The sequence below is a fragment of the Amycolatopsis sp. NPDC059657 genome, assembly GCF_042734395.1.
Lineage (GTDB): Bacteria > Actinomycetota > Actinomycetes > Mycobacteriales > Pseudonocardiaceae > Amycolatopsis.
In genome coordinates this window covers 157,269-177,688 of sequence record NZ_JBHWEB010000004.1, presented here as the reverse complement: position 1 = coordinate 177,688, position 20,420 = coordinate 157,269, and the positions used below count along the sequence as shown (strand labels likewise).

Sequence of the window (20,420 nt, the reverse complement as noted above, 5' to 3'; positions counted from 1 at the left end):
CGTCAGCCCTTGAGGCCGGACTCGGCCACGCCCTGCACCAGGTAGCGCTGGAGGAACACGAACAGCAGCACGATCGGCAGGATCGACACGGCCGCGGCCAGGAACAGCAGGTTGAGCTGCGGGTTCTGCGCGGTCAAGAGTCCCGACAACGCCACCTGCACGGTCCACGACGACGGGGCCTGCGCGATGATCAGCGGCCACAGGAACGCGTTCCAGCTGCCGATGAACGTGATCACCGCCAGTGCGGCGAAGAAGCCGAGCGAGTTGGGCGCGACGATCCGCCAGAACACGCCCCAGCGGGTCAGGCCGTCCAGGCGCCCAGCCTCCTCGAGTTCGGCGGGGAAGTCCAGGAAGTATTGCCGGAAAAGGAAAACGCTGAACGCGCTGAACAAACCGGGAATGATCAGCCCGCGCAGATCCGAGATCCAGCCCAGGCTGGACACGACCACGAAGCTCGGCACGAACGTCACCGAGGTCGGGATCATCAGTGTCGCGATGACCGCGTAGAACACCTTTTTCGAGTGCCGGTAGGGGATCCGCGCGAGCCCGTAGCCGGCCAGCGAGCAAATGAGCAGCAGGCCGACGGTCTGCAGCAACGCGACGACGACCGAATTCAGCAGGCTCCGCGCGAACGGAACCTCGGAATTATCGAAAAGTGTGCCGAAGTTTTCCCAGTGCAAGGTGTCGGGGAGTAGTTTCCAGTCCGGCGCGGTGATTTCCGCACGCGTTGACAGGCCGTTCCGGAGCAACAGGTAGAACGGCAGCAAGAACAGGACGGTCGCGATCAGCAGGCAGATCCAGCGGACGATCTTCACGAGGCCCTCCCGAAGCGGAAAACCTTGCCCTGAAAGAGTGTCACCAACGCGATCAGTAGCGCGAGGATCACCGCGCCCGCGCTGCCCCGGCCCAGATCTTGCCCACCCGAGCCGAGCGACGTGTAATAGAGATAGACCAGCGGTGGTCGCGCGAATGGTGGATAACCCCGTGAATCGCCCATGATGTTGTAGAACTCATCGAAGGCTTGATAAGCGTTGATGAGATTCAGCAACAGCACCGCCACTGAAGTCGCGGCCAGCTGCGGCAGGGTGATGTAGCGGAACACCTGCCAGCCGGGCCGCGCGCCGTCGAGGGCCGCGGCCTCGTACAACTGCGTCGGAATCCGTTGCAGCGCCGCGATGAACAGGATCATGTAGAACCCGAGCTGCAGCCACAATCGGGCGCTGACCAGTACGATCCAGTACAGCGGCGGGTCGACCGTCCCCGTCCACGCGACCGGGTCGATGCCGAACACCCCGAGCACGCTGTTCGCCAGCCCGTACCGCACGCCCGAGAAAAGCGACGTCTTCCAGATCAGCGAAGCGACCACATAGGAGCACGCGAACGGCAGGAAGAACACCGACCGGAAGAACGCACGCGCGACCTTCAGCTGGTTCACGGCCAGTGCCAACGCCAGTGACAGCACGAACGTCACCGGCACGATCAGCGCCGCGAAAACACTGAAAGTCCCCAAGCTGGAAAGAAAAGCGTCGTTCGACAGCATCGAGACGTAGTTGTCGACGCCGACGAACTCGGTCGGCGTGACCGTGTTGCGAGCGTCGAAAAAGGACAGATACGCGCTCCACCCGATCGGCAGATACGCGAACACCGCCAGCCCGAGCAGGAACGGCCCGACGAAGAGCCAGAACGCGCGGGCGTCCCGCCGTTTCATCCGAACAGGCGCTTGAGCTCAGCCTTGGCCACGTCGACCGCCTTGCGTGTCTCCGTGGCCGGGTCCGCGCCCTCCTTGGCGATTTTCGCGACGGCGTCGGACAACGCGGTGTTCGACTGCGCCGTCCACACCGGACCGCCGACGAGGTGGCTGTTCTCCTTGACGTACCGCGCCGCGTCCGCGGCGGGCCCGAGCTTCAGGTTCTCCGCCTTGTCGACGAGACTTTGCCGCGCCGGCACATGGAAGCCGAACTTGGTCGCGAATTCGAGCTGGTAGTCGGTCTTGTCGACCCACAGCCACTTGAGGTAGTCCTTGGCCGCCGTCACGTTCGCGCTCTTCGCGTTGATCATCGCGCCGTACGCGCCGACCGGTACCGAGGGCGTGCCGGAGGCGTCCAGCTTGGGGAACGGGAGCACACCGAAGTCGTCCTTCAGCGCGGCCTGGATCTTCGGGATGTTCCACAGCCCTGTCCACTGCATCGCGGCGAGCCCGTCGATGAAGGCCGCGGGGTCCGACCAGTCGCTCGGCGCGCCGAGCAGCAGCGAATTGTTCGTGTTCAACACCCGGAGCTTGGCGAACGCGGCCGCCGCACGCGGGTCGTCGAAGCCGACGGACTTGTTGTCCTTGGACAGGTAGTCGAGCCCCGTGGACCACAACAGCGGACCGGCGAGCACCCCGACACCGCCGTCGTTGCCGGCGAAGAAGCCTTTCACGCCGTCTTTGGTGAGCTTCTGGGCCGCGTCGATCAGCTCGTCGACCGTTTGCGGCGGGTTCACGCCCGCGGCCTGCAGCATGCTCTTGCGGTAGAAGAGGACCTGCGTGTCGGTGGCCTGCGGGATGCCGTAGACCTTGCCTTCGACGGTCTGTGCGGCGAGCACCGCGGGGCTGAAGTCCGCTGTGATCGGCCCGACGATGTCGTCGAGCGCCACGACCTGGTGCTGCCGCACCCAGTCGATCTTGACCTGTGCCTCGAAGATGTCCGGCACGGCGCTGTTCTGCAGCGCCGTCACGATCTTCGAGTCGTAGTCGCCGGGGTTCCACTGGACGTTCACGGCGGCCTTGGGATACGCGGCGGCGTAGCGCTTCACCGCGTCTTGGACGCCGTCCTCGCCATAGGCGTGATACCACTGCTGCAGCGTCGGTTTCGGCGGAGCTGTCGGCGCCGAGGACGCCGTCGACGGCGGTGGACTGCCCTGCCGCCCGGTGTTGGTACCGCAGGCGGTGGCCACCGCGGCCAAGCCCGCCAACGACAGGAACCCACGCCTTGTGCGCTGCTGCATCCCCAGATCTCCTTCGGCATGCTCTGAAGGCCATCAAGATCTCTCAAGATGGCCTTCAGAGCGTCGCGACTCGCCGAAGATTTTCCGGTTAGAGCTTCGAGATGTCGAGCTTTCCCTCGGAGTGGAACGCGCGGATCCGCTTCTTGTCGAACTTGCCGACGCTGGTCTTCGGCACCTCGTCGATGAACGTCCAGTACTCCGGCAGCTGCCACTTGGCGACCTTGTCGGCCAGGTAGTCGCGCAGTTCCTGGACGGTCGCCTGCTGGCCTTCCTTGAGCACGACGGCGACCAGCGGCCGCTCGTCCCACTTCTCGTCGGGGATGCCGACGACCGCGGCCTCGGCGATGGCCGGGTGGCCCATCACCGCGTTCTCCAGGTCGACCGAGGAGATCCACTCACCGCCGGACTTGATCACGTCCTTCGCGCGGTCGGTCAGCGTGAGGAAGCCGTCGGCGCTGATCTTGCCGACGTCACCGGTGCGCAGCCAGCCGTCGTGGAACTTGTCGGGGTCGATCTCGGAGCCACCGTGGTACGCCGCGGCGATCCAGGGGCCCTGCACCTCCAGCTCGCCGACGCTCTCGTTGTCCCACGGCAGCACCGTGCCGTCGTCGTCGACCAGCCGCGCGGTGACCGATGCGGGGAACCGGCCCTGGGTGTAGCGGTACTTCCAGGCTTCGTCGCCGGTGACGCCCTTCGGCGGCCGCGCGACGCTGCCCAACGGGGACGTCTCGGTCATGCCCCAGGCGTGCACGACGGTGACGTCGTGCCGCTCCTGGAAGGTGTGCATCATCGACGGCGGCACGGCCGAACCCCCGATGACCACCTCGCGCAGGTGGGAGATGTCCTGCGGGTTGGCGTCGAGGTGCGCGAGCAGGCCGGACCAGACGGTCGGCACGGCCGCGGCGAAGTCCGGCTTCTCGGCTTCGAGCAGCTTCGCGATCGGGGCGGGCTGCAGGTGCCGGTCGGGCATGATCAGCGACGCGCCGACCATCAGCGCCGCGTACGGCAGGCCCCAGGACATCGCGTGGAACATCGGCACGATCGCGAGGGTCTTGTCGCCCTGCGCGAGCCGCATGCTGTCGCTCATGCAGACCTGCATCGAGTGCAGCCAGATCGAGCGGTGGGAGTAGACGACGCCCTTGGGGTCACCGGTGGTGCCCGAGGTGTAACACATCGCGGCGGCCGAGCGCTCGTCGATCTCCGGCCAGTCGAAGGTGTCCGGCTGGTCGGCGAGCAGCGCGTCGTAAGAGTGGACCTGGACACCGGACGGGGCCTGCATGGTCGCGGCGTCGCCGTTGGCCACGATGACGTGACGCACCGTCTTCATCTCGGGCAGCTGCTTCGCGAGCAGCGGGACCAGCGTGCCGTCGACGATGACGATCTGGTCCTCGGCGTGGTTGGCGACGAAGATCAGCTGCTCGGGGAACAGCCGGATGTTCAGTGTGTGCAGCACGGCGCCCATCGCCGGGATGGCGACGTAGGCGGCCAGGTGCTCGGCGTTGTTCCACATGAAGGTGCCGACGCGCTGATCGCCGGTGATGCCCAGGCCACGCAGCGCGTTCGCCAGCTTCGCGGCGTGCTTGCCGAGCTCGCCATAGGTCTCGCGCCGAGACTCTGAACCGTTCCAGGTGATGACCTCGGCTTCCGAGTGCACCGTGGTCCCGTGGCGCAGCAGCCTGGCCAGTGACAGTGGCAGGTCCTGCATCGTGCTCAACATCGTCAACAACTCCCGTGCGCCGGTGAACTTGGGGGTAACCGCGACTCTATGCAGAGCGGGCCCCTGGAGCACGCAACCGTTCCGTCACGTTTGGTCAGACCGCCCGTGCGGGTGCGTGCGATGTCCTACTAATGGGTGTCACGTGCCGGACAGGTTTCCGGAGGGAACGAGTGCTCGGCCGGGTGTTTCCGCCACGTGGATCGGGTGTCGTGAGTTGACCGGGACGCCGATCTTCACCCCCGGGTGGCCGCCGATCGGTCGTATGAGTGTTTTCCTTACTGTGCAACCTTTTTCGTGTCTTGAACGATGGGCGAACGGCCCTCTGCCGGGCGATTCCCGGCTTGTCTAAAGTGGACTCGACGGTCACTGACCGCAGTCGCCGAGAGCGCCGTGATCGCCCCAAGGAGTGATGTTTCCGCAGGCTGGGGGCAGGGTGCGGCGGGTTGCCCCGAGGTGTTCACGGGGGTAGTAAGTGCGTGTCGGTTTCACGCCCTTGACTTGGGTGGCGTTTACTGGGGCCGTGGTAAGAGACGGCTGGCCAGCGCTTGCGGAAGCAAGCACCAGGTCGCTAGGTCGTCGCCGCGTATGCGGACACTCGAGATGGAAAGGATTACTACGTTGGCTCTGCCCACGTTGACTCCGGAGCAGCGCGCGGACGCCTTGGCCAAGGCGGCCCTGGCGCGCAAGGCCCGCTCGGAGCTGCTTGCCTCGATCAAGTCCGGCCAGGAAAGCATCGACAAGGTGCTCAAGAAGGCCAAAGAAGACAAGACCATCGGCAAGACGAAGGTCACGCAGCTCCTGAAGGCCGTCCCGGGCCTCGGCGCCGTCAAGGTCGCCGCCCTGCTCGAGCAGGCTGGCATCGACCCGGACCGGCGCGCAGCCGGCCTCGGTGACCGCCAGCGGGAAGCGCTGATCTCCGCGCTGAAGTAAGGCATCACCGCAGCTCAGGCCCGTGATCGTGGGGGCGGTCCGTACCGCCCCGACGCTCACGGGCCGGGTTCGCGGTGTCGCACCGGCAACACTTTGCGGCCATCGCCTCCGAAGCCTGCGACGCTGAAGGGGTGACCACCCGCATCGCGCCCGCGTCCCCAGCCGGTCTCGCCGCCCAGTACGAGCGTGGCGATTTCTTCTTCGCCACCGCCCGGCGGGTGCTGCTGGCTCAGGGTGCCGTCGAGACCGTGACCAGCGCCGATCCCGAGACCCTCGCGGAGACGGTCACCGGCGCGCTCGCTTCCGGCGCCGCGCCGCTAGCGGTCGGCGTGCTCCCGTTCGACACCAGCCCCGGCACGGTCACGCCAGGGCATCTCGTACTTCCGCGTGCCGTGCGGCACGCCGGTCAAGGCGACCGTTCACTGCCCCGCGAGGTTCTGCCGCGGCCGGTCTCGGTGACCGCGGTCCCGTCCCCCGAGCGCCACATGGCGGCCGTGCGTGACGCCGTCGACGCGCTGCGTGCGCGCGGGATGCGCAAGGTCGTACTCGCGCGGGCGCTGGATCTCGACTTCGACGAGCCCCTCCGGCCCGAACAGATCGTGCGCAACCTCGCCAGCGACAACCCCCGGCACTACACCTACGCGGCGGCGCTGCCTTCGACGCGGACGCTCGTCGGCGCCACGCCCGAACTGCTGCTCTCCCGCGAGGGCTCGCATGTCGTCTCGCACCCGCACGCGGGCTCGATGCCCCGGTTCACCGATCCCGTCGCCGACAAGGCCAGCGGAGACGCGTTGCTCGCGTCCAAGAAGGACCAAATCGAGCACGCCGCGGCGGCTGAGGCCGTCGTGGAGCGCCTGCGGCCGTTCTGCCGGAAGCTCACGATCCCCGACGGCCCTGAGCTCGTCTCGACGCCGACGATCTGGCATCTGCGCACCACCATCACCGGCGAGCTCATCGACTCCGGCATCACCGCGCTCCACCTCGCGGCGGCTCTGCACCCGACGCCCGCCATCTGCGGCACGCCGACCGACGCCGCCCGCGCGCTGGTGACCGAGCTGGAGCCGTACGACCGCGCCTACTACGCGGGCGCCGTCGGCTGGGTCGACGCGGACGGCGACGGCGAATGGGCGGTCGCGATCCGCTGCGCCGAAGTCGCCGAGTCCTCGATGCGCCTCTACGCGGGCGGCGGCATCGTCGAAGCCTCGGACCCCCGCTCAGAGCTCGACGAAACCACCACCAAGTTCCAGACCCTCCTCCGAGCCATGGGCCTCCCCGACCTCATCTGACCCGGCCAAAAAATCCCAATGTGGCTTTCGTCAGCTCTGAGCTGACGAAAGCCACATTGGGAGGCTGAAACCTGGCGAATGCCGCATTGGGATTTTTTTCCCAGGATCAGGGGGCCCAGGAGTGCTCGGTCACCGAGAGGTCCTCAGTGGTCAGCACCGCGACCGCGGCCCGGTACCCGTCGCCGGGGTCCAGGTCCGCCATGCGCGTGGTTTCCGGATCCAGCGCGGGGTTGGCCGACGCGAGCAAAGCCGCGGGCGAGTCGAACGGCGCCAGCGTGATGCTGTGCAACGGGATCCGCAGGCCGCGCCCGGTCGCCTTCATCACCGCTTCCTTGCGCGTCCAGTAGACGAAGAACGCCGACGCCCGCTCGTCCGCTTCGAGTCCTTTGAGGCCCAGGCGTTCGGTCTCGTTGAGCGCGTACTCGATCAGCGAGTCCTCCGCGCGGCGTGACGCCGACTCGACGTCCAGGCCCACTGGCGCACCCGAGGTGACCGCGAGCCCGATCCGGTCGCCCGAATGCGAGATCGACAGTGCCAAGCCCGGCACTTTCGGTACCCCGTGCGGTTTGTCGCAGTCGTCGCACGACGCGTCGAACACGATGTCCGACGGCGCGCGGCCGAGCCGGTCGCCGGCGATCGTCTTGGCCAGCACACGGCCGGTCAGGAACCGGCGCTGGTCGATCTCCTGCCGGTAGCCGGCGTGGCGGCCGAGCTCGAGTTCGTCCAGCAGGTCGATGAATCTCGGTTCGTTGGGCAGCGGCTCGGCCCACCACACCGCGCAGTCGATCACTCGGTCTTGCCCCCATGGTCGTCCAGCATGGTCACCTCGTCGAACGGGTCTTCCCCATTCAATACCCGCTTCACCTGATCCTTGTCGATCTCATCGGTCCAGGTGCCGACGAGCACGGTCGCGACCGAGTTGCCCGCGAAGTTCGTCAGCGCGCGGGCCTCGGACATGAACCGGTCGATACCGACGATGAACCCGACGCCGTCGACGAGCGCGGGTTTGTGCGCGGCCAGGCCGCCTGCCAGCGTCGCGAGCCCGGCGCCGGTGACGCCCGCGGCGCCCTTCGAAGCGATGATCATGAACAGGAGCAGCGAGATCTGTTCGCCCAGCGACAGCGGCTGGCCCAGCGCTTCCGAGATGAAGATCGACGCCATGGTCAGGTAGATGGCGGTGCCGTCGAGGTTGAACGAGTACCCGGTCGGCACCACGATGCCGACGACCGGCTTGCTGACGCCGAGGTGCTCCATTTTCGCGATGAGCCTCGGGAGCGCCGACTCCGACGATGACGTCGACAGGATCAGCAGGAATTCACGGCCCAGGTACTTGAACAGCTTGAAGATGTTGACCCGCGCGAAGAGCCAGCTCAGCGCGCCGAGCACGATGAAGACGAACAGCAGGCAGGTCACGTAGAAGCCGACCATGATGATCAGCAGGCCCTTGAGCGCCGCCCAGCCGGTGCCGCCGACCACCGCGGCGATGGCACCGAACGCGCCGATCGGGGCGGCCCACATGATCATCGCCAGAATCCGGAAAACCAGCCGCTGGATGTGCTCGATGCCCTTGCGGATCGGCACGCCGGACGGCCCGAGCTTCTGCAGTGCGAACCCGGTCAGCAGCGCGACCAGCAGCGTCTGCAGCACCAGTTCGCTGGTGAACGCCGAGACCAGCGTCTTCGGGATGATGCCGAGGATGAACTCGGTGGTGTTCTGCGCCTGGGTGACCTGCGACTGACCGGCCTTCGCGACCGAGGTGCTGATCTTCAGGCCGTCACCGGGGTGCAGCAGGTTGCCGACCACCAGGCCGATGAACAGCGCGACCGTCGACATGATCAGGAAGTAGCCGATCGCCAGCCCGCCGACCTTGCCGACCTTCGCCGCCTTGGCGATCGAGCCGACGCCCAGCGCGATCGTGCAGAAGATGATCGGGGAGATCATCATCTTGATCAGGTTGACGAACCCGGTGCCGATCGGCTTGAGCTCCTTGGCGAACGCCGGGAACAGCAGCCCGACCACGATGCCGAGCAGGACGGCCACGATGACGGCCAGGTAGAGGTAGTGCGAGCGATCCCGCCGCTGCGTGGGGACTTCGGTGGACATTGACCCTCCTAAGCGCCGAGTTCGGCGGCAGAAACCTACGGCAAGTCCGGTGTGGTCAACAACACGAAGCGCCGGGGTATGTCGACAAGGAAGGCGGCGAGGTACGCTGAGGTAAGCAAGCGCTTAGTCACGAGGGAGCATCCATGGATTTCACCCTGAGCGTCGAAGAGCGAGAGGTGCGTGACTGGGTCCGCACCTTCGTCCAGCGCGAACTCGTCCCGCGCGAGCAGGAAGTACTGCGCCGCGAGCGTGACGGCAAGCCGGGCATCACTACGGACGAGCTGCGCGAACTCCAGCTCAAGGCGAAGGAGTCCGGCTTCTGGGGCGTGCAGACGCCGGAGGAGTACGGCGGCATGGGCCTGTCCGCGGTGATGACCGCGCTGCTCGAAGCCGAGCTCGGCCGCACGTTCGTGCCGTTCCGGTTCGGCGGCGCCGCGGACAACATCCTGTACTACGCCAACGAAGAGCAGAAGCGGACGTACCTGCTGCCGACGATCTCCGGCGAGCGCAAGTCCTGCTTCGCGATCACCGAGCCGGGCGCCGGTTCCGACGCCAAGGCGATCCGCACGACCGCCCGCAAGGACGGCGACGACTGGGTCATCAACGGCGAGAAGACCTTCATCACCGGCGGCAACGAGGCCGACTTCGTCATGGTCTTCGCCATCACCGACCCGGAGAAGGGCGCGAACGGCGGCGTCACCTGCTTCCTCGTCGACCGTGACGCGGGCTGGAAGTCCGAGTACATCGACACGATGGGCGAGTGGGGCCCGGCGTCACTGGTCTTCGAGGACGTCCGCGTGCCGGAAAGCCAGATCCTCGGCGAGCTCGGGCACGGCTTCGACCTCGCGATGCAGTGGATCGGCGCTGGCCGCTACCTGCTGCCCGCCCGTGCGATCGGCTCGTGCGAGCGGCTGATCTCGATGGCCATCGAGCACGCCAACACCCGCGAGACGTTCGGGCAGAAGATCGCCGAGCGCCAGGCCATCCAGTGGATGATCGCCGACTCCGGCGTCGAGCTGGAGGCGCTGCGCTGGCTGGTGCTGCACGCCGCATGGCAGGTCGACCAGGGCATGGACTCGCGCCACGCGCAGTCGGTCGCGAAGCTCTACGGCGGTGTGAAGGCGAACGAGATCGTCGACCGGGTGCTGCAGATCCACGGCGGCATGGGCTACACCCGTGAACTGCCGATCGAGCGCTGGTACCGCGAGCTCCGGCTGCTGCGGATCTACGAGGGCACCGACGAGATCCAGCGGCGGACCATCGCGCGCAACCTGCTCAAGGGGCACGTCAAGGTCGGCGGCACACTGGGTTAAAACGGGCTCGTGAGTGTTCCGGACGGTTAGAACCGTCCGGAACACTCACGAGCATCTGTCAGTCTTCGGGGTCGTCTTGAGCACGCAGGGCGATCGGGACGCCCGCGAGATCCTCTTCGTTACACAGGAGCTTCACGTCGTAGTACGGCGAGCCCTTGCGGTCGTCGTAATCGAGGTGGATGGCCAGCACGTCGACGGCCTCACCCAGCCATTCCTGTGCCTCGCGCAGCCACTGCGATGCCCGTTCGAGGGCCGAGGGCAAGTCGTCGTCGCGAAATTCGACGGGGCGATAGGGAACGTCCTGCACCTGATCCCGAGGGTGTTTTGGCGCCGGCAACCTGGGGGAGAGACCCGAGTCGTCCAGTTCCAGTTGGATCGTTTGCTCAGTCACCCTTCGAGCGTCCCTCAGTAAGCCCGTCTGAGCAAGGCGTAGGCCCCTAAATACCTCGCCTAGATGGCCGTTGACCAGGTTTTTGAGACCACAGCGCGACAAATACCCAGATCGGGTGGTTCTCCCACGTCAAGCCGCCCGAGCACGCGCATCGCGAGCTGTGCGTAGTGCTTCGCCAGCTCTTCGAGACCGAGCGGCCCGCGTGACGAGTACCACCTGGCCACGCCGCTGCACATCTCCAGCAACGCCAACCTCGTCACGGCGGGCTGATCGGTGCGGAAAACCCCGTCACGGACCCCGCTGTCGATGGTTTCCGCCCACAGCGACTCGTATTCGTCGCGCAGCGCGACGACGGCCTCCTTGGCCTCCGGCGACAGCGACGCGACCTCGTTGTCCACGACTCGCGTCTCGTCCGGCAGCACCGCGTGCGTGATCACGTGCAGCGCAACCAGTATGCCGAGCCGGTTCACCGGATCGGTGACACCGTCAGTGGCTTCACGGGCCGCGGTGATCAGCCGTTCCAGTGACTCGCGCATGATGCCGGCGAGCAGTTCTTCCTTGGTGCCCATGTAGTGGTACAGGCTCGCCGAGGAAAGATTGGCCTCCTGCGCGAGATCCCGGATCCCGGTGCCATGGAAACCCTTGTCCGCGAACAGCTTCACGGCCGCGCCGCGGACCCGGTCCTTGCCTATCGCCACAGTTTGCCCACCCGGTCGTACGCCGCCTTCGTCGGTTCGGCCGCCTTGCGCAGCTCGCCCTTCGCGACGCGTTCGGACGGCGTCATCGGCAGTGAATCGACGAACGCCCAGTAACGCGGCACCTTGAAGTAGGCGAGTTTGCCCGAGCAGAAATCGGCCAGTGCTTCGGGCTCAGGCCGTTCCCCGTCCTCGAACACGAGATAGGCCTTGATCTCCTCGCCACGCAGCTCGTCCGGCACCGCGATCACGGCGGCGAGCTTGACCGCCGGATGCAGCAGCAACGCCCGCTCGACCTCGTCGGCCGAGACGTTCTCGCCGCTGCGCCTGATCATGTCCTTGGTCCGGCCGACGTAGTAGACCCGCCCGTCGGCGTCCATCCTGGCCAGGTCGCCGGTGTGGAACCAGCCTCCCTGGAAGGCTTTCGCGGTGGCCTCGGCGTCGTCGAAGTAACCGTGCATCAGCCCGGTGCCGCGGATCAGCAGCTCACCGGTTTCGCCGCGTGGCAGCGGTTTCCCCGCGTCGTCGGCGATCATCACCTCACGGTCGCGCGTCGGCCGCCCGATGCAGCCGGAGCCGACGTGCGCGTCGTGGTCGGCGTCGTCCATCCGGATGTCCCCGCCGGTCTCGGTCATCCCGAACGCCTCGTACCACGGCACGCCCCAGCGCGCTTCGAGATCGGCGTGCAGTTCGTGCGGGATGGCGGACGCGGAGATCGCACGCACCTTGTGCTGCTTGTCCTCGGGCGATTCGGGGATGCGCAGCAGGAGCGTCGGCATCAGGCCGAGGCAGTAGAACCAGGTGACCTCGTGCTCGCGGATCTTGGCCCAGAAAGTCTTCGGATGGAACCGGTCCAGCACCACCAGCGTCGCGCCCGCGGCGAGCCCCAGCGCGACGTTCCACTGTGGATCGATGTAGTGGAACGGCTGCGCGGTGAGGAGCGTGTCGGTGTCGTTGATCGCGGGGAAGTCGTTGACGAGCCCGGCGGCCAGCGTCGTCCAGTAGCGGTGCGTCAGCACGCAGCCCTTGGGCGCGCCGGTGGTCCCTGACGTGTACTGGATGTTGACGGGCTGCTCGGGCACCGTGGCGAACGCGGCTTCCGACGAACTCGGCTCGAGCTCGTCGGGGGTGAGCACCCGCTCGACCTTCGTCTGCGGCGCGATCCGGTTCAGCAGTCCGACGAACTCGTCCGCGGCGATCACGAACCGCGCGCCGGAGTGCGCGAGCACGTGTGCGCCGTCGAGTTCCTGGTAGTTGATGTTGATCGGCACCAGCGCCGCGCCGATCTTCGCCAGCGCCAGCCAGGTCAACGGGAACTCGGGCTGGTTGCGCAGCATGACGCCGACCCGGTCGCCTGCTTCGACGCCCAGCTCGGCCAGCGCGAGCGCGAGCCTGGTGCTGCGGCGGTCGACCTCGGCGAAGGTGAGCGTCTCGCCGAGCGCGTCGAACACCCACGCGGGCTTGTCCGGCCACAGGAAAGCGGCCCTGGTGACGAGCTTGACCAGGTCATCCACTTCGGACAGTTTCATGCCCGGCTCCGGAACGCGTCGGTCGATGCCTTGACGGCGGCCGAGTGCTCGGTGATCAGCGCGTGACCGACCTCGATCTCCAGCGCGGATTCGATGTCGATGCTCGCGTCGAGCGCGCGCTTGGCCATGGTCGCGGCCTCACGAGGGTGGCCCGCGACGCGTTTGGCCCACTCGGTGGCCTTGCTCATCAGCTGATCTGCGGGCGCGGTGGCGTTGACCAGCCCGATCCGGTGCGCGGTCAGCCCGTCGATCCGCTCGCCGAGCAGCAGCAGTTCCTTGGCCTTGAGCGGCCCGACCATCATCGGCAGCAGTCGCGACGCCGCCCCGGTCACGCTGAGCCCGAGCGAGACCTCGGGGAACGCGAAGACCGCGTCTTCGGCGGCGAGCACCATGTCGCACCCCATGGCGAACTCGGCGCCCGCGCCGATCGCGTATCCGTGCACGGCGGCGATCACCGGCTGCGGCAGCCCGCGCAGCCGCCGCGTGACGTCCTGCAGCCGGTCGAGACGGCGCCGCGAGTCGCCCTCGGGCACCTCCTTGAGGTCGTGCCCGGCGCAGAAGGCGCGCCCGCGTCCCGCGAGCACGACAGCGCCCGCGCCGGAGGCCGCGACCGTGTCCAGCGCGGTCAGTAAGTCGTCGACGAGGCCGGAGACGACGGCGTTCAGCCGTTCCGGGCGGTTCAGCCAGATCGTGGCGACACCGTCGTCGACGGTCAGCTCAACAGTGCTCATACTCGCGGAGCCTAGACGACCGATCGATCGATCGATAGGGTCCGAAGGTATGCGGGTTGACGCGATTTACGAGAACGCCCAGGTCATCGGCGCGCTGGCGGTACTGAACGGCCGCATCGTCGCACTCGGCGAAGACGCTGTCGCTTTGTCGACATCCAGGCGTATCGACCTCGGCGGCGCACACGTGGCCCCTGGTTTCCACGACGCGCACAACCACATGGCGTGGTTCGGCATGAGCCTCACGGACGTCCCGCTGGCCGGCCTGAACTCGGTCGACGAGGTCTACGACGCCATCGCGGCCCGCGCGGCGACCCAGCCGCCTGGCACCTGGATCGTCGCCAGCGGCTACGACCAGAACAAGCTCACCGGCGGCCACCCCACCCGGCAAGGCCTGGACCGTGCGGCGCCTGACCATTCGGTCCGCGTCAAGCACACGTCAGGCCATATGACGGTGGTGAACTCACGCGTCCTGTCCCAAGTGGACCTCGGCCATGTCCCCGTCGGTGGCGACGTGGTCCACATCGACGGTTCCCCGACCGGTCTCCTGCGCGAGCAAGCCCAGCTCCTCCTCAACCCGCTGATCTACCCGACGCCGATCGACGACGTCGTCCGCGGCCTCGACCACGCGTCGCGCCAGTACCTGTCCGAAGGCATCACCAGCGTGCAGGAAGCGGGCATCGGCGGCGGACTGGTCGGCCAAACCCCGATCGAACTCGCCGCTTATCAAAAGGCTCGCGAAGCCGGTGTCCTGCGCGTCCGAGCCTCGGTCATGGTCGCCGCCAGCGTGTTGCACCCGCTTGAGCACGCACCGTCGGACGACATCGAATTCGGCCTGGATTTGGGCCTGCACACCGGTTTCGGCGACGATTGGCTCCGCGTCGGCGCGATGAAACTCTTCGCGGACGGCTCCCTGATCGGCCGCACCTGCGCCATGCACGACCCCTTCGAGGGCGAGCCGGACAACATCGGCTACTTCCAGGTCCCGGAAGAAGAGCTCGCGACCACGATCATGCGCGCGCACGCGTCCGGCTGGCAGATCGCCACCCACGCCATCGGCGACCGCGCGATTTCGGTCGTCTTGGACGCCTACGCGGCGGCCTTGGCCCGTTTCCCCCGCCCTGACCACCGCCACCGCATCGAGCACTGCGCGGTCCTGCCGCCAGCCGAGTTGAAGCGCCTGTCTTCGCTCGGCCTGATCCCGTCGCCACAAGGCCGTTTCGTCAACGAGATCGGCGACGGCATGCGCGCGGCGGTCGGCCCCTCGCGCGAGGCGTGGCTGTATCGCCTGCGCAGCGTTCTCGACGCCGGGTGCGTCCTGCCCGCGAGCTCCGATCGCCCGGTCGTTTCGGGTGCGCCGTTGCTCGGCTTGGCCGATATGGTCCGGCGGCGTACGGCTTCGGGCGTCTTGCTCGGCCCGGATGAGAGGCTCACGCCTGAGCAGGCTTTGCGTGCCTACACCTACGGATCCGCCTACTCGGCGTTCCGCGAACACGACTTGGGAACGCTGGAAGTCGGCAAGCTCGCGGACTTCGTCGCGCTGTCGGCCGATCCGCTCGACGAGTCGGCTTTGGACGACATCCGCGTGCTCGGCACGGTCGTCGGCGGAGACCTGGCGTTCGAGGCTTAACGGCTCGTGAGTGTTGCCGACGGTTCTCGTCAAGAGAGTCAACTCACAACACCCTAGCACGCCCCCTACCTGCGGTAACCGCTTAGCGCGCCGCTAATGGGTTACCGTGGATTTCACGGTGATCATCCGCGCCCCACCCGCGCAGGTGGGGCGCGGAATGGGTGGCGCTGGCAGTGTTCGGTCTAGCCGCCTTGGCTTATGGCTGTTCCTTGGGGAGCGTGGCCATGGGTGCTCGCGTCTGGCGTGCTGGTCGTTAGCGCGATGATCGGTATGCAGCGCCCGGCTGCACTCGCGGGCACGCTCTTGCTGCTGCGTTCAAGGCAGCCGCAAGCTGCGGGCCATCCCGTATTCTGGCCAGCCGCGAGCTCTGCAAATATGGTGAAGACTTTCGGGGCCGCTATGCTGCGACGATGAAGGCAACGGCCGTAGTGGACTTGAAGATGCGCCGGGCTGGACGAAAACTGCTCGCACTATTCAATAGTATCGTGTCGAAAGTTTTCGCAAGCTACAAAGCTGTAGGCTTGTATCTCCTGGTTGCCACGCTGGCCACGATCATCACGAGTCGTCTCTCGGGAAGCTTCTTGTCATTTTGGGCCCCAAAAGATGATGCACTCAGCGTGGCTTGGCAAGTTCATGCTTCCTTCATTGCGATCGGATTTGCCGGTCTTGCCATCGCATTTCAACTGCTTTCTGATCCGCCTCTTGCTGCAGGCCCTGCGCGTAGGACCATAGTCAATCGGCTCCAATTTACTCGAATAGTCCTCTTCTCCATCGGCGCCGACGTCGTGGCCGGACTTGCGGCCATCTGGTTCAGAAGTCATTCAAGCGTCATTCTTGTATTTTTTGCCGTTATGCTGCCCAGCATGGCGGCGATCGGATACCTATACTTCCAGACTGCTAAGATCTTCTCGAATCCGCGAATGATTGAACAGTGGACTTTTGACGACTTGATGGTTGCGTCAAAGAAAATTTCACTGGAACTGGCCGAGGTTCGGAGTAGCAACAACGTCCTCTACGAGAGAATTAACGGACTGCCTGGACTGTCGACGGACTCGCAGCCTTCAGAGCAAGAGCCAATTTGCGAAGTTTTAGCCAGGGAGACTGGCGTAGTCAAGAGCGTAAAGCTCTCCCTCTTGGGCGAAATATCGGGCCTAGTCAGTAAGCTGGAGACTGCGATCGACAAGTCGGATTCTCATGAAGCTTCGCCCATTCCCGAAAGTGCGAAGGTCAATGTCGAATTCCTGCCACGAGTGGGAACCGAGCTGACTTCAGCTTCCCTCGTTGCGCGTATTTACGGTGCCGGAAGCCTCAGTCAATCCGTCTTGAAGTCAGTGACAGAGATCCTTAATGAATGTCTAGTTATTCGGATGCAAAGAGACGAATATGGCGGTCTGCATCTCCAGAAAGAGATGGAAGATTTGCAGGACAATCTAATTCTTGCCATTAAAGGCGGCAAGTACTCGACAGGAAAGCGAGGCTACGAGTACTACAGGGGTATCGCATCGGCAATCCGGCAACAGATTTCGGGCGTCACTCCTGCTGGCTCTCAGATAACCGATACCGGGGAATGGGATTGGCTTAGTAGGCAGATTTGGGAAGTCAACAACGTGGCCATTGACGCTGGAATGCGTTTTGGCGTAATGGCCACAGGGGCAGCCCTGATGCGATGCGTAGATTCGGTTACCGACAGAGATCTGGGCTCGCTCCGCTCGTCGCTTATGTCGTACGAGCAACTCTGGGTCGGTTCAATAGGTGACGGCAAGAGCGCAGACATGGCGGTGAATATTCTTGTATCGCTTCAGAACCTCACTGAATTTGCGATTCCAGCAAAGGGTGCGCCTATAGAATTTATTCGTGCCACCCTGGATACATGGACCACTCTCTGCAAGAATGCTTTTGACCTAGATGACGAAGAAATTTTTGGTAAGACACTCAATTTTCATCGAAGCCTCTTTAAGTTTTCCGATGTTGCGCTTATTCGTAACGAGGTTCGACTCGGTCAACTAGTTTTACTCGGCTGGCTTCTGCTGAGTCGCACAAAATCAGATGACGCAAAGAATATCAAGGTTGAAGATCTACTTGATGCCACGTACGGCGGATCAGTTTTTGGCGCACTGCGGCTGGCAACCCAGCGTGAACCTTACGGAAGGTGGACCTGGTGGGAGGCCGACTGGTCTCAGCCGATGGAAGCATCATTCGTGCAGTTGCCGGACTATATTGACAGGGCGGCGCTAATCCTGATGTGTCGAAACGGGATAGGGGAAATCCTCGATGTAACTTCAGACTCTTATCACCAAGCTTTTAGACTGCTTCAGAAATTTGACCTAGTCAAACAGGACTGGTCGCCAAACTATGGTCCAGTCGAAAGACTTGATGCCATTGAGACCGCGCTGACCAAGGTGGTAAACGACTGGAACTTTCAGAGAAGCGAGCAGCTTTGGGCAGCGGACCTTGCGCCAGACAAAATTGCTAAGTTCATCTCATCATTAGATGTTGAGTTAAGCAACGTTGTTTCGATATTGCCACTCTTTGAAGCTGAAGCGGATTCCGAATTTACTCACGAGGTTGTGCGAGTTCTCGGCGGCCGCTTCTTTGTGCCTAAGGAGTTCTTTGCGCCTGTCGATGACCACGTATTTGCTGACACGGAGATGCTCGCGCAGCAGTTAGCGCGATCAATGTCTTCGGGTGAAGACACTATAGTTGTGGATCACATATCCAAGTATGGGGTTGCCGAAGACGTTGAACTCGATGGCCTGATCGTTCGGATCGCCGCCTGGCTAACTACAGCAGTCGAGCCACTCGTAATTGTCCTGGGTTCTCATGCGATCGCATCTAGCTTGGGCCATTTCGACAATAGTGATCCGGCGGGTTTGGGTGAGTATGGTGCGCCTCTGAAGCTTGTCTACATAGACGGTAGCCGATTTAGTGTACTGCTAGTTGACCGAAAGACTGTGCCAAAAATCAGGCGCTGGCCTGAAAGCAAAAATGGAATGAACCCGATCGGTCAGCACAGCGTCTCTGCGTCCGTCTCGCTTGTGGCAAAAGATGACAAGCATAAGGAGCCTGTATGCATTGTTGAAGTTGGCACTTCATACTGCTGGGAGTCAAAAGAAGAAGCGTCGATCGTGCTATTACAGGTAACGGACGCTGAGTACTGATCTAGACGACGGGAAATCTTCGAACACATGCTCGGAAGTCTCAGCCGCGCCACCGTTCCGGCAGTGGTCGCGGGGTTCCGAACTTTGGCCAGCGGGCATCTAGAAGTCGTTGCGGCGGCCTCCCGATCTGACGGCCCGTCCATCTCACGTTTCCGCGACAGTCGCCGGAAATCCTGAGCGAGGTTCGAATCGGGAGTCATCTTCTCTGCCGACTGGCGCTGCTCTTCGACATCGAGCACGTTCAGGAGGATTCGTGCGTCCACCCCGCTCATTCCCAGCCACCGCGCCCTTTTTCGCAGTCCGTCAGCACCATGACGGCTAGCAACTTGCGGGACAGACTTAGGGCGTCCGCGAGATCTGTGATCGTGTCCAACGACCGCATGGCGCGGATTCCACTCTCAAACCTCAGCAACGACGGCACCGCAATACCTGTCAGAGCGGCTAGTTCCTCGACTGACAACTTGCGTTGTTGCCGCACCCACTTAACGAACGCACCAGCTTCTACGTCCGCTAACGTCAAGCTGTCGGATAGCTCCGTTGGCAGTACATCCGAAGCGTGTTGCGTCGCCATCACGATCAACCTCCGATGCCCGGAAGTTCCTGGGATACACCAAATTCCTGTGCCAGAGCCGCCGACTGCCGCTCTTCAAGGAAGTTCGCCAAGTCCTGTGCCCCGTCGCGAAGCTGATGCAGCATTCCCACGAATTTCGGCCACTTCCTCGGATCGGCCGGAGGCATCAACGCCAGACTGTCCGGGTCCAAGTAGATCACCAGAGTGGCGAGGTCTGGACTGACCGTGTGCATTTGGGCCGCTGCGTCTGGCCCTGGCTTCCACTGCGCGTTAAACGCCATGTGCCTATCCCTCGCTCTTGTCTTGCACGTCGTATTCTTTGATCATTTCGTCAACGCCGTCGCGGAGTTGGCGAAGGAAGCGCACGAACCCCGGCCACGCTGTCGGACCGCTGGGAGCTGACATAACCACGCTGCCCGGATCGAGTGTCAGCACCAATGCGGCCTGATTGCCTCTCCCGCCCACTTTCCGCATGCCCGCCATGGCGTTGGACCCCACGGTCCACTTCACACTGAACGACATTCCTTTGCCTTCCCTGGGTTTCGCTGTTCTCTGCTCTTTCGTCCCACTCGCGGGAGATCTCTTCGAATGCCTGTGCGGCCGACTCCACCGCTGCAATCGCCCACCAGGGCAGGCCGTGTGCCGCAGCGATCGCATGCCATGCCTGCGAGACATTCCACGCCGTCGACGCCATTGCCCGCGCCCCGCCCGAAACTTCCACCTCCGAAGCGCCCACAATTTCTGACACGGCGGCATACTCGCGATACGACGTTTCCCATTCCTTGACCAGATCCTTGAAAGTCACACCAGCAAGCCCCCTCGTGTTATCAAAATGAGTCGTACGGACGCCACTCAATGCAAGTTGGTCGTTCGCGTGTTTCCAGCCACTCGATCACGGCGTTTCGAGCATTGCCGATCGATATGAGTGCCGTGCGCGGAAACACTGATCCGGTTGACCCGTTAAATATCAGATCCACTTCAGGCAGTGGGCGCTTCGGGTTGAAAGAGTTGGCGATTGGCATTTGTGCATCGTCGTTGTCCATGTAGTTCAAAGCCGCGAAGCCCGTCGATGGACGGACGCTGATTCGAAGCTGATGATTGGGAAAAGGTCCATCTTTTGTGGAGTGGAATTCAGTGTTGCCGACTGTCATTATCGTCTCGAAGTTGACATGGTCCAGCGCAAGGATCTCGTCGACCAGGCGCGTTGATTCGCGCATTCCGCGAGTTACGCGGGCTACGCCGGTGGTGAGCGCTGCCGTGAGAAGCATGTGTTCACGTCGCCGTTCAGTCGGGATAACGGTGGCCATCTGGAGCGCGGCCCGTCCTTGGGCCTTGCCTCCGCCAACAGTCACGCTGCGCAGCGACCCCGGTCTATACCGAT

The 20,420-nt window shown here is 64.1% G+C and carries 19 protein-coding genes; 5 read left to right on the top strand and 14 right to left on the bottom strand.

Translation table 11 applies throughout. The features are described 5' to 3' along the window. Positions 1-2 precede the first annotated feature (2 nt). From ACFV15_RS03985 to ACFV15_RS03970, 4 genes are all read right to left on the bottom strand, one after another. The gene (locus tag ACFV15_RS03985; protein WP_378348638.1) at positions 3-785 is read right to left on the bottom strand and encodes a carbohydrate ABC transporter permease; all 783 of its coding nucleotides are present in this window, start codon (positions 783-785) and stop codon (positions 3-5) included. A gap of 26 nt (positions 786-811) precedes the next feature. Further along, entirely contained in the window at positions 812-1,708 is an 897-nt protein-coding gene (locus ACFV15_RS03980) for a carbohydrate ABC transporter permease (RefSeq protein WP_378348623.1), read from the bottom strand. Beyond that, the gene (locus ACFV15_RS03975; RefSeq protein ID WP_378348622.1) at positions 1,705-2,988 is read right to left on the bottom strand and encodes an ABC transporter substrate-binding protein; all 1,284 of its coding nucleotides are present in this window, start codon (positions 2,986-2,988) and stop codon (positions 1,705-1,707) included. The genes ACFV15_RS03980 and ACFV15_RS03975 overlap by 4 nt, the downstream gene beginning before the upstream one ends. Positions 2,989-3,076: 88 nt before the next feature. Then, positions 3,077-4,705 (bottom strand): long-chain fatty acid--CoA ligase, encoded by a 1,629-nt coding sequence (locus ACFV15_RS03970; protein WP_378348621.1) that lies wholly within the window; start codon positions 4,703-4,705, stop codon positions 3,077-3,079. Positions 4,706-5,323: 618 nt separating this feature from the next. Here ACFV15_RS03970 and mihF point away from each other — a divergent pair. Together mihF and ACFV15_RS03960 are read left to right on the top strand one after the other, a co-directional pair. Next, the gene (gene mihF, locus ACFV15_RS03965) at positions 5,324-5,635 is read left to right on the top strand and encodes an integration host factor, actinobacterial type (RefSeq protein ID WP_176968540.1); all 312 of its coding nucleotides are present in this window, start codon (positions 5,324-5,326) and stop codon (positions 5,633-5,635) included. Between the two features lie 131 nt (positions 5,636-5,766). Beyond that, positions 5,767-6,921: an isochorismate synthase gene (locus ACFV15_RS03960; protein ID WP_378348620.1), complete on the top strand. Its 1,155-nt coding sequence runs from the start codon at positions 5,767-5,769 to the stop codon at positions 6,919-6,921. 106 nt (positions 6,922-7,027) lie between these two features. Here the strand turns inward: ACFV15_RS03960 and ACFV15_RS03955 are convergent, their stop codons facing one another. Beyond that, positions 7,028-7,711, bottom strand: a complete 684-nt coding sequence (locus ACFV15_RS03955) for a 4'-phosphopantetheinyl transferase family protein (RefSeq protein ID WP_378348619.1) — start codon at positions 7,709-7,711, stop codon at positions 7,028-7,030. Continuing rightward, positions 7,708-9,024, bottom strand: coding sequence for a cation:dicarboxylate symporter family transporter (locus ACFV15_RS03950; RefSeq protein ID WP_378348618.1), 1,317 nt, complete (start codon positions 9,022-9,024; stop codon positions 7,708-7,710). The genes ACFV15_RS03955 and ACFV15_RS03950 overlap by 4 nt, the downstream gene beginning before the upstream one ends. A 143-nt stretch (positions 9,025-9,167) precedes the next feature. On the opposite strand from ACFV15_RS03950, the gene ACFV15_RS03945 reads away from it, so the two are divergent. Further along, positions 9,168-10,337, top strand: coding sequence for an acyl-CoA dehydrogenase family protein (locus ACFV15_RS03945; RefSeq protein WP_378348617.1), 1,170 nt, complete (start codon positions 9,168-9,170; stop codon positions 10,335-10,337). Positions 10,338-10,395: 58 nt separating this feature from the next. Here the strand turns inward: ACFV15_RS03945 and ACFV15_RS03940 are convergent, their stop codons facing one another. The 4 genes from ACFV15_RS03940 to ACFV15_RS03925 are packed head-to-tail and all read right to left on the bottom strand — an operon-like array spanning position 10,396 to position 13,683. Continuing rightward, a complete protein-coding gene (locus ACFV15_RS03940) occupies positions 10,396-10,728 on the bottom strand; it encodes a hypothetical protein (RefSeq protein WP_378348616.1) in 333 nt (110 codons plus the stop codon). Positions 10,729-10,787: 59 nt separating this feature from the next. Beyond that, complete coding sequence (locus ACFV15_RS03935) at positions 10,788-11,426, bottom strand: TetR/AcrR family transcriptional regulator (protein ID WP_378348615.1); 639 nt, start codon at positions 11,424-11,426, stop codon at positions 10,788-10,790. Beyond that, positions 11,417-12,952, bottom strand: coding sequence for an ATP-dependent acyl-CoA ligase (locus ACFV15_RS03930; protein WP_378348614.1), 1,536 nt, complete (start codon positions 12,950-12,952; stop codon positions 11,417-11,419). The genes ACFV15_RS03935 and ACFV15_RS03930 overlap by 10 nt, the downstream gene beginning before the upstream one ends. Beyond that, positions 12,949-13,683, bottom strand: a complete 735-nt coding sequence (locus ACFV15_RS03925; protein ID WP_378348613.1) for an enoyl-CoA hydratase/isomerase family protein — start codon at positions 13,681-13,683, stop codon at positions 12,949-12,951. Before ACFV15_RS03925 ends, ACFV15_RS03930 begins: the two co-directional genes overlap by 4 nt. A 49-nt stretch (positions 13,684-13,732) precedes the next feature. On the opposite strand from ACFV15_RS03925, the gene ACFV15_RS03920 reads away from it, so the two are divergent. Further along, on the top strand, positions 13,733-15,310 hold the full coding sequence (locus ACFV15_RS03920; RefSeq protein ID WP_378348612.1) for an amidohydrolase: 1,578 nt from the start codon (positions 13,733-13,735) through the stop codon (positions 15,308-15,310). A gap of 410 nt (positions 15,311-15,720) precedes the next feature. Further along, entirely contained in the window at positions 15,721-18,468 is a 2,748-nt protein-coding gene (locus ACFV15_RS03915) for a hypothetical protein (RefSeq protein ID WP_378348611.1), read from the top strand. A gap of 268 nt (positions 18,469-18,736) precedes the next feature. Here ACFV15_RS03915 and ACFV15_RS03910 read toward each other — a convergent pair whose 3' ends face one another. Genes ACFV15_RS03910 through ACFV15_RS03895 form a run of 4 tightly spaced genes read right to left on the bottom strand, consistent with a single transcriptional unit; the run spans position 18,737 to position 20,391 of the window. Beyond that, on the bottom strand, positions 18,737-19,039 hold the full coding sequence (locus tag ACFV15_RS03910) for a helix-turn-helix domain-containing protein (protein WP_378348610.1): 303 nt from the start codon (positions 19,037-19,039) through the stop codon (positions 18,737-18,739). 5 nt (positions 19,040-19,044) lie between these two features. Beyond that, a complete protein-coding gene (locus ACFV15_RS03905; protein WP_378348609.1) occupies positions 19,045-19,320 on the bottom strand; it encodes a hypothetical protein in 276 nt (91 codons plus the stop codon). 50 nt (positions 19,321-19,370) lie between these two features. Further along, positions 19,371-19,844, bottom strand: a complete 474-nt coding sequence (locus ACFV15_RS03900) for a hypothetical protein (protein ID WP_378348608.1) — start codon at positions 19,842-19,844, stop codon at positions 19,371-19,373. 22 nt (positions 19,845-19,866) lie between these two features. Then, positions 19,867-20,391, bottom strand: coding sequence for an Imm1 family immunity protein (locus ACFV15_RS03895; protein ID WP_378348607.1), 525 nt, complete (start codon positions 20,389-20,391; stop codon positions 19,867-19,869). Positions 20,392-20,420 lie beyond the last annotated feature (29 nt).

What these genes read in the sequence shown, in the direction of transcription:
- ACFV15_RS03915 (WP_378348611.1), top strand. Translation starts at nt 15,721, where the DNA reads ATGAAGGCAACGGCCGTAGTGGACTTGAAGATGCGCCGGGCTGGACGA.
- ACFV15_RS03925 (WP_378348613.1), bottom strand. Translation starts at nt 13,683, where the DNA reads ATGAGCACTGTTGAGCTGACCGTCGACGACGGTGTCGCCACGATCTGG.
- ACFV15_RS03970 (WP_378348621.1), bottom strand. Translation starts at nt 4,705, where the DNA reads ATGTTGAGCACGATGCAGGACCTGCCACTGTCACTGGCCAGGCTGCTG.
- ACFV15_RS03930 (WP_378348614.1), bottom strand. Translation starts at nt 12,952, where the DNA reads ATGAAACTGTCCGAAGTGGATGACCTGGTCAAGCTCGTCACCAGGGCC.
- ACFV15_RS03905 (WP_378348609.1), bottom strand. Translation starts at nt 19,320, where the DNA reads ATGGCGTTTAACGCGCAGTGGAAGCCAGGGCCAGACGCAGCGGCCCAA.
- ACFV15_RS03920 (WP_378348612.1), top strand. Translation starts at nt 13,733, where the DNA reads ATGCGGGTTGACGCGATTTACGAGAACGCCCAGGTCATCGGCGCGCTG.
- ACFV15_RS03945 (WP_378348617.1), top strand. Translation starts at nt 9,168, where the DNA reads ATGGATTTCACCCTGAGCGTCGAAGAGCGAGAGGTGCGTGACTGGGTC.
- ACFV15_RS03910 (WP_378348610.1), bottom strand. Translation starts at nt 19,039, where the DNA reads ATGGCGACGCAACACGCTTCGGATGTACTGCCAACGGAGCTATCCGAC.
- ACFV15_RS03980 (WP_378348623.1), bottom strand. Translation starts at nt 1,708, where the DNA reads ATGAAACGGCGGGACGCCCGCGCGTTCTGGCTCTTCGTCGGGCCGTTC.
- ACFV15_RS03975 (WP_378348622.1), bottom strand. Translation starts at nt 2,988, where the DNA reads ATGCAGCAGCGCACAAGGCGTGGGTTCCTGTCGTTGGCGGGCTTGGCC.
- ACFV15_RS03950 (WP_378348618.1), bottom strand. Translation starts at nt 9,024, where the DNA reads ATGTCCACCGAAGTCCCCACGCAGCGGCGGGATCGCTCGCACTACCTC.